Source organism: Thalassospira sp. CH_XMU1448-2 (assembly GCF_037027285.1).
In the GTDB taxonomy this organism is placed as follows: domain Bacteria; phylum Pseudomonadota; class Alphaproteobacteria; order Rhodospirillales; family Thalassospiraceae; genus Thalassospira; species Thalassospira profundimaris_C.
The window spans coordinates 249,646-265,479 of sequence record NZ_JAYMEA010000001.1 but is presented as its reverse complement, the minus strand read 5'-3'; the positions used below and the strand labels follow the sequence as shown (position 1 = coordinate 265,479).

At 56.5% G+C, this 15,834-nt stretch carries 15 protein-coding genes; 2 read left to right on the top strand and 13 right to left on the bottom strand.

Annotated features, from left to right (window positions below; all coding sequences use genetic code 11):
* Positions 1-188: 188 nt before the first annotated feature.
* Both WA318_RS01215 and WA318_RS01210 read left to right on the top strand, forming a co-directional pair.
* A complete protein-coding gene (locus tag WA318_RS01215) occupies positions 189-1,520 on the top strand; it encodes an MFS transporter (protein ID WP_336079599.1) in 1,332 nt (443 codons plus the stop codon).
* A gap of 62 nt (positions 1,521-1,582) precedes the next feature.
* Complete coding sequence (locus tag WA318_RS01210; RefSeq protein WP_336079597.1) at positions 1,583-2,152, top strand: CHAP domain-containing protein; 570 nt, start codon at positions 1,583-1,585, stop codon at positions 2,150-2,152.
* A 134-nt stretch (positions 2,153-2,286) separates the two neighbouring features.
* On the opposite strand, the gene bioB is transcribed toward WA318_RS01210, so the two are convergent.
* From bioB to WA318_RS01145, 13 genes are all read right to left on the bottom strand, one after another.
* Positions 2,287-3,303: a biotin synthase BioB gene (gene bioB / locus WA318_RS01205; protein ID WP_336079595.1), complete on the bottom strand. Its 1,017-nt coding sequence runs from the start codon at positions 3,301-3,303 to the stop codon at positions 2,287-2,289.
* Positions 3,304-3,306: 3 nt separating this feature from the next.
* Positions 3,307-3,888: a biotin transporter BioY gene (locus WA318_RS01200; protein WP_336079593.1), complete on the bottom strand. Its 582-nt coding sequence runs from the start codon at positions 3,886-3,888 to the stop codon at positions 3,307-3,309.
* Positions 3,889-4,155: 267 nt separating this feature from the next.
* Positions 4,156-4,806 (bottom strand): GntR family transcriptional regulator, encoded by a 651-nt coding sequence (locus WA318_RS01195; protein WP_114096838.1) that lies wholly within the window; start codon positions 4,804-4,806, stop codon positions 4,156-4,158.
* A 150-nt stretch (positions 4,807-4,956) separates the two neighbouring features.
* Complete coding sequence (locus tag WA318_RS01190; protein WP_336079591.1) at positions 4,957-5,706, bottom strand: proteasome-type protease; 750 nt, start codon at positions 5,704-5,706, stop codon at positions 4,957-4,959.
* A gap of 17 nt (positions 5,707-5,723) precedes the next feature.
* Positions 5,724-6,542 (bottom strand): transglutaminase family protein, encoded by an 819-nt coding sequence (locus WA318_RS01185; protein WP_114096282.1) that lies wholly within the window; start codon positions 6,540-6,542, stop codon positions 5,724-5,726.
* A gap of 1 nt (position 6,543) precedes the next feature.
* A complete protein-coding gene (locus WA318_RS01180) occupies positions 6,544-7,491 on the bottom strand; it encodes an alpha-E domain-containing protein (protein ID WP_114096281.1) in 948 nt (315 codons plus the stop codon).
* A gap of 19 nt (positions 7,492-7,510) precedes the next feature.
* Positions 7,511-8,914 carry a circularly permuted type 2 ATP-grasp protein gene (locus tag WA318_RS01175; protein ID WP_114096280.1) on the bottom strand — a complete coding sequence of 468 codons (1,404 nt, stop codon included), beginning with the start codon at positions 8,912-8,914 and terminating at the stop codon, positions 7,511-7,513.
* A gap of 175 nt (positions 8,915-9,089) precedes the next feature.
* A complete protein-coding gene (cobM, locus tag WA318_RS01170; RefSeq protein ID WP_336079588.1) occupies positions 9,090-9,851 on the bottom strand; it encodes a precorrin-4 C(11)-methyltransferase in 762 nt (253 codons plus the stop codon).
* Positions 9,851-11,800 carry a precorrin-3B C(17)-methyltransferase gene (gene cobJ / locus WA318_RS01165; RefSeq protein ID WP_336079587.1) on the bottom strand — a complete coding sequence of 650 codons (1,950 nt, stop codon included), beginning with the start codon at positions 11,798-11,800 and terminating at the stop codon, positions 9,851-9,853. Before cobJ ends, cobM begins: the two co-directional genes overlap by 1 nt.
* Complete coding sequence (gene cobI, locus WA318_RS01160; protein ID WP_336079585.1) at positions 11,797-12,534, bottom strand: precorrin-2 C(20)-methyltransferase; 738 nt, start codon at positions 12,532-12,534, stop codon at positions 11,797-11,799. The genes cobJ and cobI overlap by 4 nt, the downstream gene beginning before the upstream one ends.
* On the bottom strand, positions 12,531-13,784 hold the full coding sequence (gene cbiE / locus WA318_RS01155) for a precorrin-6y C5,15-methyltransferase (decarboxylating) subunit CbiE (protein ID WP_336079583.1): 1,254 nt from the start codon (positions 13,782-13,784) through the stop codon (positions 12,531-12,533). Before cbiE ends, cobI begins: the two co-directional genes overlap by 4 nt.
* A complete protein-coding gene (locus tag WA318_RS01150; protein ID WP_336079581.1) occupies positions 13,781-14,464 on the bottom strand; it encodes a precorrin-8X methylmutase in 684 nt (227 codons plus the stop codon). The genes cbiE and WA318_RS01150 overlap by 4 nt, the downstream gene beginning before the upstream one ends.
* Positions 14,465-14,497: 33 nt before the next feature.
* The gene (locus WA318_RS01145; protein WP_336079580.1) at positions 14,498-15,535 is read right to left on the bottom strand and encodes a sirohydrochlorin chelatase; all 1,038 of its coding nucleotides are present in this window, start codon (positions 15,533-15,535) and stop codon (positions 14,498-14,500) included.
* Between the last annotated feature and the right edge of the window lie 299 nt (positions 15,536-15,834).

The window sequence follows — 15,834 nt, the reverse complement described above, 5'->3', positions numbered from 1 at the left end:
CTGATACAGCTAATTTGCGAAGAATTAATGCCAAACAGCTTAGTCTTTCCTATAATCACATTACTGCATGACCACCATTTTGCAGTTCTGTTCATCCAGTTCCGGCCATCCTGACGATCTTGCCGGTTGTCTGTTTGCCCCGACAGACAGATGGATGGATTTCCGCCCCACATCATCCCGGAGCCCCCGTGCCAAAAGCTGCCCCTGATCCGGAAACATCTGACGTGCTGCAAGACCTGCCACAAGATCCGCCACAAGATTTGGGCGGGTCAAAGGCCGCATCACAATCGATTTTTTCCGACCGCAATTTTTTGCTGTTTCTGGTTGGGCAATGCATCTCGACCCAAGGGTTGTGGATTCAGAAAATTGCCATGTCCTGGCTGGCCTGGTCGCTGACCGGATCGGCATTCTGGACGGGGCTGATCGCGGCATTGAATTTCGCCCCGGCCTTTTTCCTGGGGCCGATTTTCGGGGTGATGGCGGACCGGGTTGATTTGCGCCGCACGGCGATGATCCTCAATCTTGGGCAGGCGGGAATTTCATTCTTTCTGATGGGTTTGTCCCATGCCGGGATGATGACCCTGCCATGGATGGTGATTCTGGCGGCATCCATGGGGATATTGGGCAGTGCGATGACGCCGGTGCGTTTGTCATTGGTGCCGGTCATTGTTCGCCGGGAATTCATGAGCCGTGCGGTTGCCTATGCGGCAATGAATTTCAATATCTCGCGGCTTGTCGGTCCGGCGATTGGCGGGGTTGTGATCGCAACATGGGGGACGGGCGTTGCCTTTATGCTGAATGCCATCAGCTATCTTCCGATGGTGTTTGTCCTGTCGGTTGTGACCATTCATCTTGAACGGGCACCCGATGCCAAAAGCAGGCGAATCTGGGCAGCCCTTGTCGATGGGGCGCGTTATGCCATTTCCCATCCGATGATCCGGTCTGTCTTGGCGTTGTCCTGTTTTGTATCGCTGGTCGGAACGGGAATGATCGAACTGATGCCGGTTTTTGCTGAGGCGGTCTATGAACGCGGGGTTACCGGGCTTGGCATGATGGCATCTGCGGGCGGGATCGGGGCGGTGGCATCGACCTTTATGCTGTCGCGGGTGAAATCAAATGCTGCTGATTTTCAACGTATTACCATTGTCGGTGCCTTTGCTGCGGCGATGGGCATGTTCGGTCTTGGCTTTTCGCCATGGTATGAGCTTGCCGTGGGCTTGGTGGCGCTGACCGGTTTTGGCCTGACAGCTGTCGGGGTCGGATCGCAAACCGCCTTGCAGTTGACCGTGGATAACAAATTGCGGGGCCGGGTCATGAGCTTCTGGAGTGCGACCAGTTTTGGTGGTATGGCCCTGGGAGGGACCATGCTTGGTGCGATATCCGAAGCAGGAAACATTCAATATACGGCGCGCGGTTCAGGGGTGTTGATCCTGTGTGCGGCATCTGTCGGGCTTTGGCGATTGTACCGGATCGGTGCACTTGGTCGCAGGAGTTCGGATATTTCCGATGCAGTGCGGTAAAGGATTATTAAGGCATGCCCCCCTATGGTGAGCCAATGTGAGTCATTTGGGGAAAATTTCAGATGCGTTTTCTGGGAATTGTCGGACTGTGTTTGGTGCTTTCTGCGTGTTTTAGCACGGGCAATTCCGCAACCCAGACGACCGGCCCCATGCCAAGTGATACGGTCACCACACTTGCCAGTGTCAATGTGCCGAGCTCGCGTCTTAATCCCTTTGCGCCGACCGACAAGTTCCTGCAATGCGTGCCCTATGCCCGTGAAGTATCAGGGATCGAGATTTATGGCGATGCTTGGACCTGGTGGGCGCAGGCCGGAAAACAGAATTTCCAGCGCGGCAACCGCCCGCAGGTCGGTTCCGTTCTTGCACTTCGCAAGACATCCCGTCTGAAACTTGGTCATGTTGCCGTGGTTTCGGCCATCCTTGATAGCCGAAAGATTCTGGTCAATCACGCCAACTGGGGCAGTGATTCGCGCACGCGCGGCAAGGTCCATTACCGTCAGCCGGTGGTCGATGTTTCAGCGAAAAACGACTGGTCGGAAGTCCGCATGATGAATACCCAGGGCACGTTTGGCAGCGTTTACCCGGCACATGGTTTCATCTATCAGCCGCAGGAAACTGCACAGGCCAACTAGGCCGTGCTGGTTGCGTGTTTCCCTTTTCCATATTGCTTTAAATAAAATGGCGAAGCTCCCATGGAAGGAGAGCTCCGCCAGTTGAACCCATGCGGGCGGCACGGGTTCGGGGGTTGAACTTTGTGCCTGAATGGTCAGGCGGCAACCGGCCCAAGGGCTGCGAACAAGGCGCTGTCGCTGTTTTCTTCGGGGTTTGGCGTGGTCAGAAGCTTTTCGCCATAAAACACCGAATTGGCCCCGGCCATCAGACACATGATCTGGGCTTCGCGATTAAGATCGGTGCGTCCGGCCGACAGGCGCACGGTTGATTTTGGCATGGTGATGCGCGCGGTTGCCACCATGCGCACCAGTTCAAGCGGATCAATCGGATCACGCCCGGCAAGCGGAGTACCTTCGACCGGCACCAGCGCATTGATCGGCACACTTTCGGGATGGGGATCAAAACCCGCTAGGACCTGAAGCATTGATGCCCGATCACGGATGCTTTCACCCATGCCGATGATCCCGCCACAGCACAGATCAATCCCGTGTGACCGGACGGAAGCCAGCGTATCAAGCCGGTCCTGATAGGTTCGGGTGGTGATGATCTGACCATAGAATTCCGGACTGGTATCAAGATTGTGGTTATAGGCTTTAAGCCCCGCATCCTTGAGCTGTTTGGCATGACGGGGTTCAAGCATGCCAAGGGTGACGCAGGCCTCCATGCCAAGGTCATCAACCCCGCGCACCATTTCAAGAACCGCGTCAAAGGCCGCCCCGTCACGCACACGACGCCATGCAGCCCCCATGCAAAACCGGTCTGCCCCGGCATCTTTGGCGCGTTTGGCCAGTTCAATTACTGATGCCGGGTCAAGAAGCTGTTGCTTTCCCAGCTTGACCTCGCGGTGGTGGGCGGATTGCGGGCAATAGGCGCAATCTTCAGGACAACCGCCGGTCTTGATCGATAGCAGGCTGGCCTTTTGAACACGGGACGGATCGTGATGGGCGCGGTGAACGGCACTTGCCCGCCCGACAAGGTCAAGAAGGGGGCTTCGATAAATCGCCTCGATCTCCTCGATACTCCAGTCATGGCGCAGGGTGCCGTCAGCAGGCGGGTTCGCATTGCGCGCACCGGGCTGGGGCGAAGTCGTGTTTGAGTGTGCACCCGTCATCGGTCAGGCCGCCTTGTTCGGGCTTTTAAGGTGGCGGATGGCGGCAAAGCCAACGGCAACCAGCGCAATCTTGAGAATGTCGCCAAGGATGAAGGGGGTAAAGCCAAGGGCAACGACCTTTTCCGACGGCACAAAGGCCGAAAGCCCCGCCAGTCCAAGAAGATAGACCGGCACCATACCGACCATCATCACAGCAAACTGACCGGCTGCGCTGCGCCCACGTGCCAAGGCCCCGACCAGACCGGCCGCTACCAGATATCCAGCGAGATAACCGCCCGTCGGACCCATCATATAGGCAATGCCGATGCCGCGTTCCGGTGTTCCGGCAAAGACCGGCAGGCCCGCAGCCCCGGCGGCAAGATAGGCCAGCAGGGTGGTCAGGGCCATGCGCGGACCGGTCGCAACGGCGATGGCCATGATCGCCATGGTCTGCAACGTCATCGGCACCGGCCAGAACGGAACAGTGATCTTTGCACTTGCCGTGATCAGGGCGACGCCCGCCAAAACCATCAGGGTGTTTTTCGTTCCGTTGAGGACAGGATTGTGGAGTGCGGTGCTGCTTTCCGGGGTGACGGAATTGACCATGATGACGTGTTCCTCCGGCTTTGTTCTAAAATTATCTATAAAATTGAATCTGATCTATTAATTACGCCGCCATTGGATCGTGAAATCAATCCAAAAATCGCAAAATCAGCAAATTTGTTGCAGGTCCCTAGGAAGTTTTAGATAACTAACTGAAAATGAATAATAAAAATTATCTATAAAATGTTGAAATGTAGATGCAAAAATGGCGCGATTGATGCCAAAGGCATCCAATCGGTAATCATCAGACCAGAAAATTTGGATTTTTGATCAGATCGCAGACAGCTTGCGACTGTTTTTGCCGGGCTTGGTGCCGATCCATTTGACATGGCGGGCAAGGGTGGCGGCAGCGACATCAAACTGATGTTCGCGCAGGGCGCGCAGGATGGCGCGGTGGTCCTGATCGGTCGGGGCTTCCCATTCCATGCGGAAACCGGAAAACAGGAAACGCGCACTGGCGGCATGAAGATCATCGATGCTCGCCATCAGGCGCGGCATGTTGCACGGCTCAAGAATGATGCGGTGGAACGCCTTGTTGGCGTCTTCCCATGCCCGGACATCCTTGGCGTTTTCACCGGCGCGATTGATATCCTCGGCCTCGTCAAGGATCGCGCTGGTCAGATGCGGGGCCGCGTGACGCAGGGCCAGAACTTCAAGCGATGCCCGCATTTCTGCGACTTCGCGGACTTCGGCGATGTCAAAGCTTGCGACACGCACACCGCGTCTGGGTTCGCTGACCACCAGACCCTGTGCCTCTAGGCGGCGAAAGGCTTCGCGCACGGGAACGTGGCTTGCACCAAATTCCTCGGCAAAGTGATCCTGACGCAGCTTGGTGCCCGGCGCGATATCGCCGGCAATGATGCGATCAGCAAGGGTGCGGGTGATCCGCCCGGTAACGGTGGTGTCGGTCTTTTCTGTCATGATTTTATAGATAATTTGATGCGCGATATTTGTCACTGGAAAGTTCATGCCAGCGTCGTGCAAGCAGGAAAAATTTCAGACCGGGAATGAAAAAAACCGGACCCTGACAGGTCCGGATTTGTACTCGGGACTGCTTAAAGTAGTGCCGGATTACTCGGCGGCCAGATCGCAATGTTCGTCTGGCATATCGGCAAAGGCATCGCGCAGCGCATTTGACCATGCATCGGAAAGGGCGCGGAAACCCTTGTCATCGGCCTCGATCCGGCGCAGTTCGGAAAACTGGCAGGCATCATCGGGCAAAACGGCCAGATCAAGTGGCATGCCGACCGACAGGTTCGAGCGCAGGGTCGAATCCATCGATAGCAAAACCGCCTTTACCCCGTCCTGAATCGGGGTTTCGGGGCTGATGACCCGATCAAGGATCGGTTTGCCGTATTTATGTTCGCCAATCTGCAAATAGGGCGTATCGGCTGTGGCTTCGATAAAGTTGCCTGCCGCATAGACCAGAAACAGACGCTGCTCGCCACCTTTGCGCTGACCACCCACCATGATCGAGGCCGCACTGCTTTCGTGATGCTGCTCAAGGGTGTCATGGTATTTGTGCTGAACTTTCTGCATGGCTTCGCCAACAAGCTCGGCAACGCGGAACATGCTGGGCGCACTCAGGATGCAGTTACCCGGTTCGGTGTCGGGATCATCAATGGCTTCATGCAGGGTGCTCATCACCGCTTGGGTGATGGCCAGATTGCCTGCCGACAAAGCCACGATGGCGCGATCACCGGGCACTTCCCATGTGAACATTTTGCGATAGCGCGAAATGTTATCAAGGCCCGCATTGGTCCGCGTATCTGAAAGGAAAACCATCCCTTCGTTCAGCATCAAACCGACACAATAGGTCATTTTTCGTCTTGGTCCGGTTACTGTTGTGATTGCGCGATGACGACTGTTACATCCAAATTTTCGTTCGCGCCACCAGTATGTACACCCCGTATAGGTGTAGCCACCTGCCCATCAAGTCCAGCCCCCAGTCGAATATAATAATCTGTCGGACAACAACGGTTTGCCGGATCAAATCCGACCCAGCCGAAATCAGGCAGATGTAATTCCGCCCATGCATGGGATGCCTCATGGGGCTTGCCATCCTGATCGGCAAACAGATAGCCCGATACATAACGCGCCGGAATATCAAGATGGCGGGCGGCTGAAATCAGGACATGGGCATGGTCCTGACAGACCCCCTTGCCATCGGCCAGTGCGTCAGCCGCGGTCGTGTGAACATGGGTCGTACCCGGCGCATAAGCGATGGCATCGGAAACTGCTGCGGAAAGTGCATGGGCGCGATCAAGAAGGGACGCGTCCCTGGTCTTTTTGGCGACTTTTTCGGCCAGCTTGCGGATGGCAGCGCTGGATTTGGTCATCGGTGTCGAGCGCAGGAAAACAGTCGGAAAGGCTCGTTCCTTGTGACCGCGAAGCACGCCTGCGGTGTCGGTGGTTTCGACCTCGCCGCGTACGACAATCTCGATCTCGTCGACCGGTCCGCCTGCCGTCAATGTGCTGATGATATCGCCATTGCCGTCGGTAAATTCCGTCCCGATCAGGCAACCCTCGGCAGTGATCGACCAGTTAAGGATTTTCTGACCTTCAAATTGTGCCGGTGTGAGCTTCAGGCTTTGCACAACATGACGGGCCGGGGATTCATAGCGGTAATGGGTTCTGTGTTCGACTGTCAGGCGCATCTTACTGCCCCCCGAAATAATAGGCTTCGGCAATGGCACTTGAAAGCGCACCGTTGCGGATCTGGAAGTCAGTGAGGAATTCGTGCAGACCTTCCGAGAAAATCTCGTCCATCGCACTTTGCGTCAGAAGCGAATACATCTCGACGGCCTGCCCGTGAACGTCATGGCGTTGACCATAGTGACGCGCCAGCCGTTCCAGATGCTGTGTGATCTGTTCGGCACAATGGGCCAATGATCGCGGACTGAACGGATTAAGGATCAGGAAATGCGCGATGCGATGCGGGGAATAATCATCGCGATAAACCCAGTGGAATGCACGCAGTGACGATGCCGCACGTAAAACTGTGGTCCATTGATAGTTATCCACACCATCGCCAACCATGCTGGTTTCAGGCAACAGCACATAATATTTCACGTCCAGAAGACGGGCAGTGTTGTCGGCCCGTTCGATAAAGGTGCCCAGACGGATAAAGTCATAGCCGTCATTGCGCAGGATGGTGGAATCAGTTGCGCCACGGAACAGTGACCCCTGCTTTTTCACCCAGTCGATGAATTCTGGCAGCTCGTTCTTGGCCAGATTATGCATCGACGGACGGCGAAGTTCCATCAGGGCATTGTTGAGCGCCTCCCACATTTCTGCGGTGATCGCGGTACGCATGGCACGTGCATTGGCGCGCGCATATTCAAAACAATTGATGATCGAAGACGGGTTATCCCGATTGAAAATCAGGTAATTGGCGACTTCTTCCTGACGCAGCGGTGCATCAGGATCATATCCGGCAAGACATCCGGACGCCGAAAGAACCGATTCCCATTCCGAACGGTTGCCATCGCCAACAGCAGGCATCAACGCCATGCGATAGCCCATCTCCATCAGGCGGGCCATGTTTTCGGCCCGTTCGACATATCTCGACAGCCAGAAAAGGTTGTCTGCGGTACGACTAAGCATCTTTCAACCCTTTCCCTTGTTAATCACTCATGATCCAGGTGTCCTTGACCCCGCCGCCCTGCGACGAGTTCACGACAAGCGATCCTTCACGCATGGCAACACGGGTCAAACCGCCCGGTGCAAGGCGAATGTCATCTCCGACAAGGCAGAAAGGCCGGAAATCGACATGGCGCGGTGCGATGCCGCTTTCAACAAAGGTCGGGCAGGCAGACAGCGCAAGCGTTGGCTGGGCAATGAAATCACCCGGATCGGCCTTGATGCGTTCGGCATAGGCCGCCTGTTCTTCCCTGGTTGATGCCGGACCGACCAGCATGCCATAGCCACCCGAACCGTGAACTTCCTTCACGACCAGCTCGCCCAGATGTTCAAGAACATATTTCAGATCATCGGGCTTGCCGCATTTCCATGTCGGAACGTTATTAAGGATCGGTTCCTGCCCCAGATAGAACCGGATCATGTCTGGAACATAGGTATAAACCGCCTTGTCATCGGCCACACCGGCCCCCGGTGCCGAACAGATGGCAACCCCGCCCGAACGATAAACATTCATCAGTCCGGGAACACCCAGAACAGAATCCGGCCGGAAACACAGCGGATCGATATAGGCATCATCAATCCGGCGATAGATCACATCGACCCTTGCCGGGCCGCGGGTGGTCCGCATATAGACCCGGTCGTCGGAAACAAACAGGTCCTGACCCTCGACAAGTTCAACACCCATCTGGTCAGCAAGGAACGAATGTTCGTAATAGGCGCTGTTCATCGCACCGGGTGTCAGCACGACGATATTGGGTTCGCGGTCACATTTGGGCGGTGCGATGCTTTTGAGCGTCTTGAGCAACATGTCCGGATAGCTTTCAACCGGCTCGATGCGCAGGTTTTTGAAAAGCTCGGGGAACATGCGCATCATGATTTCGCGGTTCTCAAGCATATAGGACACGCCAGACGGGGTGCGGCAGTTATCCTCAAGCACATAGAAATCTTCGGGCCCGGTGCGCACGATATCGACACCAACGATGTGGCTATAGACCTTGCGCGGGGGATCGATGCCAATCACAGCCGGTTCAAAGGCGTCGTTCTTGAACACCAGATCGGCGGGAATGATCCCGGCCTTGATGATTTCGGCATTGTGATAGACGTCATAGAGGAACGTGTTGAGCGCCCGTGCGCGCTGTTTGACGCCGCGATCAAGTTTGCGCCATTCGCTTGCGGTGAAAATGCGCGGGATCAAATCGAACGGAATCAACCGTTCCGGGTCTCCGCCCTCGCCGTAGACGGCAAAGGTAATGCCGATTTTTCGAAAGAGAGTTTCAGCTTCAAGGCGCTTTTGTTCGAGTACCTCGGGGCCGTTTGCTTCCATCCAGTCAACCAGTGCGCGATATGGCTCGCGGACCTGGTCGTCCATTGTCATCTCGTTGAACATGCATACTCCCCTTTATTACCCTTCGATTAAAGGCGTGGCGGGGCTTGGCGGTCAAGGATGTTCAGGGTTGAAATGACAGATTTTTCGGCAAAATTCTCTTGTGCTGAAAAAATGAACTTGGTGCATAGGGGCTTTGTACAAAAAACGGGCGGGTTTTGCGCCCGCCCGATCCGGTTTACGCCTTGGCCGGGCGTAATACGTGGGTATGGTCGGCGGCATAAAGCCGGGAATCGGTGAAATCCTTGCGGCCAAAGACCTCGCCCACCATGATGAGGGCGGTACGCGTGATGCCGCTTCCCTTGACCTTGGCGCGGATGTCGCCAAGGGTCCCGAAGATATATTTCTGATCGGGCCAGGTCGCGCGATAGGCAATCACCACCGGGCAGTTTTCGCCATAATGCGGGATCAGATCGCGCACCACATTGGCCAGATTGTTGATCGACAGATGGACTGCCAGTGTCGCGCGTGATTTGCCCAGTTCGGCAAGACTTTCGCCTTCGGGCATGCTTGATGACCGCATGGCAGTGCGGGTCAGGATCACGGTTTGCGAAATATCGGGAAGGGTCAGCTCTGCGCCGATCTCGGCTGCGGTTGCGGCATAGGCTGAAACACCCGGCGTAATATCATAGGGAATGCCAAGATCATCCAGACGACGGATCTGTTCGGCGATTGCGCCATAAATCGACGGATCACCTGAATGGACACGCGCCACATCCTGACCCTTGGCGTGGGCGGCCTCGATCTCAGCGATGATTTCATCAAGATTCATCGGGGCAGTATCAATCACGCGGGCACCTTCGGGGGCGCTTGTGACGATTTCCTCGGGCACCAGTGATCCCGCATAAAGACAGACCGGGCATTTTTCAATCAGACGTAAACCGCGTACCGTGATCAGGTCCGGAGCGCCGGGACCGGCACCGATAAAATGAACAGCCATTATTGTGCCCCGCCTTTCTTGGAAGTGTCGTTTCTGGAAGTGTCAGTGCTGCTATGAACCGGGGCCTTGGCCGCATCCGGGCCCTTTTTGGCATAGCCGCGCGGCGTATAGACCCATTCATTCTCGCCACGGGTGATATGGCGGCTGTTGCTTGATCCGACCAGAACCGTGGTCAGCATATCAACCATGTCGACTTCCAGTTTCGAAAGCGGAACGACCGTTATTTCCTCGTCCGGGCGGCCAAGCTGACGGCCAAGAACAACCGGCGTGTCAGCCTGGCGGTGTTCAAGAAGGATATCACGGGCCACGGCCAGCAAATCACGGCGGCGCTTGGAAACCGGATTATAGAAGGCAATGACAAAGTCGCCCTCGCCTGCGGCCTTGAGGCGGCGCAGGATATCTTCACGCGGGGTCAAAAGGTCGGAAAGCGAAATCGCACAGAAATCATGGCCCAGCGGTGCGCCAATGCGCGATGCTGCGGCCTGAAGGGCGGAAATGCCCGGCGATACCTGAACCGCAACCCGGTTCCAGTCCGCGCGATCTTCACGATCCAGCAATTCGAACACCAGTGTTGCCAGTGCATAGATGCCCGCATCCCCCGACCCGATCAGGGCAACATCCTTGCCAGTGGCAGCGAGTTCAAGGGCGTGGCGCGCACGGGCTTCCTCGGCACCAAGATCGGAATGATGGCATGCCTTGCCGTCAATCAGCGATCCCAGAAGATCAAGATACATCTGATAGCCGACGATATCGGTCGCACGTCCGATCAAAGCAGTAGCTTCGGGACTGCGCCAGCCGATCTGCCCCGGACCGATGCCAACGATGGACAATTTGCCCTGTGCCGTGCCGATGGTGTCAGGAATAATGTCGTCCTGTGACAGCGCAACCGCACAGGTGGATTTCCCGGTTTTGTGTTTGGGGACGATCAGTTTGCCGTTTGGCCCGACGGTGGCAAGTGCGGCCCCCTCGGCCACGCCATGACAGCCGGTTTCGGCAAAGACCACATCGGATGGCGTGACAAGACGGTCTGCCTCGGCCTCAAGGGTCTGGGCATCAAAGAACCGGGCCGGAACGCCAAGGCGGCGAGCCAGTTCATGGACGCAAGCTTCGTCGGCCTTGAGATCAATGGAACTGACACAGGCAATTGCCTTGGGGCTCAGGCACTGACCGGCCAGTGTTTCCATCACAAGGTCATAAAGATCATCAACCGGGCAGCCGCGTTCACAGCCAACCCCAAGGGCCAGAACAGGCGGGTGATAGGTGATTGCGGTTTCCGCACCATCGCTGATGGTGTCATCATCAGCCCCCTCGCGCGCGGTGGCGGTGATCAGAACACTGCCATCCTCGCTTTGGGCGATGGCACTGTTGGTCAGCCATGCCGCCGATCCGGCTTCGACCTCAATCCGGGCAGAGGCCCCGGCCAGAAGGGCCGCCGTGGCCGGTTTGACCGTTTCGGGTGTGCCCAGTTTCCAGCCCGCAGGCGGTTCATCAAGGGCAAGGCCCAGCATCGCATCGCCCGGGGTGGTGATTGCGGCCTTGCCGCCCAGCCGTTCGGCCAGATCGCGGGCCAGCCGGTTACCACCGTGATGCCCACCCAAAAGCGGGATGAAGGTATCGCCTGCTTCGTCAACGGCAATGACGGCGGCATCCTGCCACTTGCCAACCAGAAGCGGCGCAAGGGCGCGGATCAGAATGCCCGCGGCACAGACACCGATGATGACATGATCAGACGAGAATGTTTGTTGCAGATGCGCAATGGTATCGTCAAAGGCAACATCAACGTCCTTGACCGACACGCGGGTCCGCAAGCCATGGACACTTGCACCCTGAAGGTTCGATGCGATCTTGCGCGCAGTCGGAAGGGCGCGCTGCGTCAGGCAAATGACGGCAATCGGGGCGATCGGGTTGGTCGGCAATGCCGGGCTGTTCGAGCTGTTCTGGGCGGTCATCGCCATGCGTCTCCGCGACGGTGGATCAGGATCATGGAAAAATAGGGGGCCTTGGCATCTGCCGGAAGATCGCCAAGCGGCACCATTTTCTGGGTTTCCAGGGTTGCACGTTCGATATAACGCGCCCGGTCCGTCAGGCCGAGCTCGTTGATCACGTCGCGCACCTTGGCAAAATGGCGGCCGAGTTTGATGATGGCAGCTGCATCGGTATTGGCAAGCTGTGCGCGCAGGCGATCAGCATCCAGCGGGCCGGGAATGACTTGCAATACGTCATTCTTGGCGGCCAGTGGTGCGCCAAGCTGGGCGGCACAGGCCATCATGGAACTGACACCGGGAACAGTTTTGACCGGATAGCCGGCCTCGGCCAGACGGCCAAACAGATACATGAAGCTGCCATAGAAGAACGGATCACCTTCGCAAAGTACCGCAACGGTTTTGCCGTCAGCCAGATGCTTGCCGATTTCAATCGCGGCGGCGTCATAGACCGGGTCGGCGGTTTTGCCCATTTCGATGCGGATGGCAATTTCGATCCGGCCTTCGGGAATGTGCGGATCGACAATCTGGCGGGCAAGGCTGACGCCGTCTTCAAGGGCAGGATAGGCAATCACATCCGCCTGTTGCAGGATTTTATAGGCCTTGAGCGTGATCAGATCAGGCTCGCCAGGTCCGATACCAAGCCCATAGGCCGTTCCGGCAACCGGAAGGCGCTCTGCGGGAAGGTCCGCACTGCTCATGCTTTTACTCCGAGGTAATGGGTGACAGGGGCAAGGTTGCTCCAGCCCTTGAACGTGCCGCGCGGGACAAGTCGGGATACCGACAGGCGCGACAGCGTGCCACCTTTTTCATTATAGAAACGTAATAATTTTTCTTCGCCTTCAAGCGTGACCGTATTGGCGACCAGCCGCCCATGGGTCGGAAGCAGGTCCCAGCAGGCATCGAGCAAACCATTGCTGGTGATACCACCGCCAATAAAAATGGCATCGGGTCGCGGCAGGCGATCGGCAAACATGATTGCGTCTTCAATTGTGCTTTGTTCGATCACAAGTCCGGGGACACCAAGGTGCAGGGCATTTTTCCTGATCATTGCACAACGTTGGGCATCGCGTTCAATCGCAACCGCCTGACCGCGCATGCGTATCCATTCGATGGAAATCGAACCGCACCCGGCCCCCAGATCCCACAATATGCCACCGGCAAAGGGTGCAAGCGATGACAGGGTTTGGGCACGGATTTCGGATTTCGTGATCATGCCGTCATGAATAAAGGCATCATCGGGCAAGCCCGGTCCCGTGGGTAACGGATTGGCCTTTGGCCCGGCTTCGAGATCAATCATGATCAGATTAAGCGGATCGACGGCCTTGACGTCTGGCATCGATGTGGCGGTGGACTGCCAGGTGCGGGCCGTCTGGGTGGTGATCCGTTCTTCCGGACCGCCAAGCCGTTCACACACCGACATGCGGCTTTGATCAAAGCCTGCTTCGCACAGCATGACCGCGACCAGTGCCGGGGTCGATCCATCGGCACTTAGGGCAATCAGTTTGCCATGCGGGCGCAAATGGGCGCGCAAGGTTTCCGGATCACGGCCATGAAGCGTGATCACATCGCATTCCGCCAATGGCCAGCCAAGGCGCGATGCCGCCAGTGAAATGCTTGATGGCGACGGGATTGCATATATCGGTTCGGGTCCGAAATATTTTATCAGCGTGTTGCCGACCCCGAAATACATCGGATCACCGCTGGCCAGAACCACCGGGTTCTGATCAAGGCAATCCTCGATCAGCGGCAGGTTGGCTTCAAACGGGGTGATCCATTTGTTCAGGGTGGCGGTGTTTGATCCGGGCAGCATGGCAATATGGCGGCTGCCGCCAAAGATAACGGTGGCATTTTCAATGATCTTGCGGGCCATCGGCGACAGGCCGTCATAACCGTCTTCACCGATCCCGATGACTGTGATGCGGCCCTTGAGCGGGGCTTGTTCGTTCATGGCATGCCCCCGTTCCTGCGATCAAGGGTGCCATCGGGTGTGGTCGCGTCATCGCGCGCCAGACGAGCCAAAGCATTGACCGTTGCTGCCGTCACAGCACTGCCGCCAAATCGACCGCGCAAGGTGACAAAGGGAATATCCCCGGCATGGTCAATCAGCGCATCCTTGCTTTCAGCCGCGCCGACAAACCCGACCGGCATGCCGATGATGGCGGCGGGCTTGGACAGGCGTCCTTCATGGATGGCTTCAAGCACATGGAAAAGGGCCGTCGGCGCATTGCCGATGGCTATTATTGCGTCTTCGATATGATCTGCCCATGCCTCGACTGCGGCGGCTGACCGGGTTGTACCGAGCCGGTTGGCAATGTCATGGGTCGTGTCGTCATTCAGGGTGCAGATAATCTTGTTTTCTGCAGGCAACAGGCGGGAAATGATGCCCTGGCGGACCATTTCCGCATCACAGAGAACGGGTTTTCCCGATCTTAGCGCAGCTGTTGCCGAACCGACCAGATCGCCGCCAAAGGCGATCCGGGCCGCCATTTCGACCATGCCACAGGCATGTATGATGCGGATGGCAACAGGCTGTTGGTCATCTGAAAAGCGCGCAAGGTCAGCCTCGGCCTCGATGGTGGCAAAGCTTTTGGCATAGATTTCCTGCGGATCACGCAGATAGTCAAACATTGTCGCGCCTTTCAGAATCCCGGGATCGACCGGTCAGGAACCGGTCGATTTATTCACGTCATCATGGGAATGGCTGTGCCCGTGATTATGGTCATGACTGTGATCGTGGCTATGACCATGTTCGTGTCCATGATGATGGTGCCCATGACCATGGTCATGATGGCCGTGGCTATGACCATGGCTGTGTCCGTCCGTGCCGATCCCCATCACATGGTGGTGGTGGCCAACCTGCGGGGTGCCAACATCGCCTTCAAAGCCGATGATCTGTTCGCGGTATTTGCACAGCTGACAGTTCATATTGTTGTCGCCGGTGTCGATCTCGGCAAGGCGTTCGGCAAAGCTTTCAAGCACCATCGGGTGGTCTTTAAGATAGCCTGCCTTGATGAATTCAACATCGCCAAATTCGGCGGCAACTTCATCGGTGTGGGTATAGATGCGGTCAATCAGGATACCGGCGAACAGGAAATAGGGGAAGACGACGACGCGCTTGTATCCCAGTTTCATCGCTTCGCGCAGACCCGCATTGACGCGCGGATGGGCAACGCCGGAATAACTGATTTCGGTACGGCCAAAGCCCATACCTTCCTGCAGCATGCGGGCAACTTTATAGACGTTTGAATTGGCATCCGGATCGTTGGTGCCACGCCCGACAACCATCAGAAGCGTTTCCTTGCGTGACACGCTGTCGTCGGCATCGGCCATCGCTTCCTCGATACGGTCTTTGGCCGCACTCAGAAGTTTGGGATCAATGGCCAGATCGCGGCCAAACAGGACTTCGATATCCGGATTTTCATGGGCGAAATTGTTCACTTCGCTTGGCAGGTCATTTTTGACGTGACCGGCAGCAAACAGCATACCCGGAAGGGCATAAATCTTTTTGTGGCCCATGGCTTTGAGCTTTTCAAAGCCGTCACGAAGGATCGGGTGGGCAAATTCGAGAAAGCCGCTTTCGACATCATAGTCGGCCAGATGGGTCTGTTTCATCGTTTCAACCATGGCGTTGAACTGTGAAACGGCGCGTTCGTCGCGCGAACCGTGGCCGCAAATCATTACTGCGCCTTTGGGGGACATAAAAGGCTGCTCCTTTGTCTCTCTTTTGGTGTTCTTCGCGATGCTTTTGCCATCGCGGTACCCGATGCCACCCCCGTTTTCACCGATTGGCTTGCGGAATGCAAGCGGCAGGTAACAGAAGATGGATCGCAGGCCACATCGGGGGCGAAAATACTACTTATTGTGGGCAGGGTATCTGTTGATATCGAAGATGTTGTAGGGGGCGTTTAGCTATGGGGATGTCTTTATCTGGCTGGTGATCGCAAGGGGTGTCTGATGTGACCGAAACTTCGGTCACTGACCTGTTAGTATGATGAAAT

Coding starts and splice junctions, on each gene's coding strand:
- WA318_RS01190 (WP_336079591.1), bottom strand. CDS start 5,706: ATGACCTATTGTGTCGGTTTGATGCTGAACGAAGGGATGGTTTTCCTT.
- bioB (WP_336079595.1), bottom strand. CDS start 3,303: ATGACGGGTGCACACTCAAACACGACTTCGCCCCAGCCCGGTGCGCGC.
- WA318_RS01175 (WP_114096280.1), bottom strand. CDS start 8,914: ATGTTCAACGAGATGACAATGGACGACCAGGTCCGCGAGCCATATCGC.
- cbiE (WP_336079583.1), bottom strand. CDS start 13,784: ATGAACGAACAAGCCCCGCTCAAGGGCCGCATCACAGTCATCGGGATC.
- cobI (WP_336079585.1), bottom strand. CDS start 12,534: ATGAGCAGTGCGGACCTTCCCGCAGAGCGCCTTCCGGTTGCCGGAACG.
- WA318_RS01150 (WP_336079581.1), bottom strand. CDS start 14,464: ATGTTTGACTATCTGCGTGATCCGCAGGAAATCTATGCCAAAAGCTTT.
- WA318_RS01200 (WP_336079593.1), bottom strand. CDS start 3,888: ATGGTCAATTCCGTCACCCCGGAAAGCAGCACCGCACTCCACAATCCT.
- cobM (WP_336079588.1), bottom strand. CDS start 9,851: ATGGCTGTTCATTTTATCGGTGCCGGTCCCGGCGCTCCGGACCTGATC.
- WA318_RS01210 (WP_336079597.1), top strand. CDS start 1,583: ATGCGTTTTCTGGGAATTGTCGGACTGTGTTTGGTGCTTTCTGCGTGT.
- cobJ (WP_336079587.1), bottom strand. CDS start 11,800: ATGACCGCCCAGAACAGCTCGAACAGCCCGGCATTGCCGACCAACCCG.
- WA318_RS01185 (WP_114096282.1), bottom strand. CDS start 6,542: ATGCGCCTGACAGTCGAACACAGAACCCATTACCGCTATGAATCCCCG.
- WA318_RS01195 (WP_114096838.1), bottom strand. CDS start 4,806: ATGACAGAAAAGACCGACACCACCGTTACCGGGCGGATCACCCGCACC.
- WA318_RS01180 (WP_114096281.1), bottom strand. CDS start 7,491: ATGCTTAGTCGTACCGCAGACAACCTTTTCTGGCTGTCGAGATATGTC.
- WA318_RS01145 (WP_336079580.1), bottom strand. CDS start 15,535: ATGTCCCCCAAAGGCGCAGTAATGATTTGCGGCCACGGTTCGCGCGAC.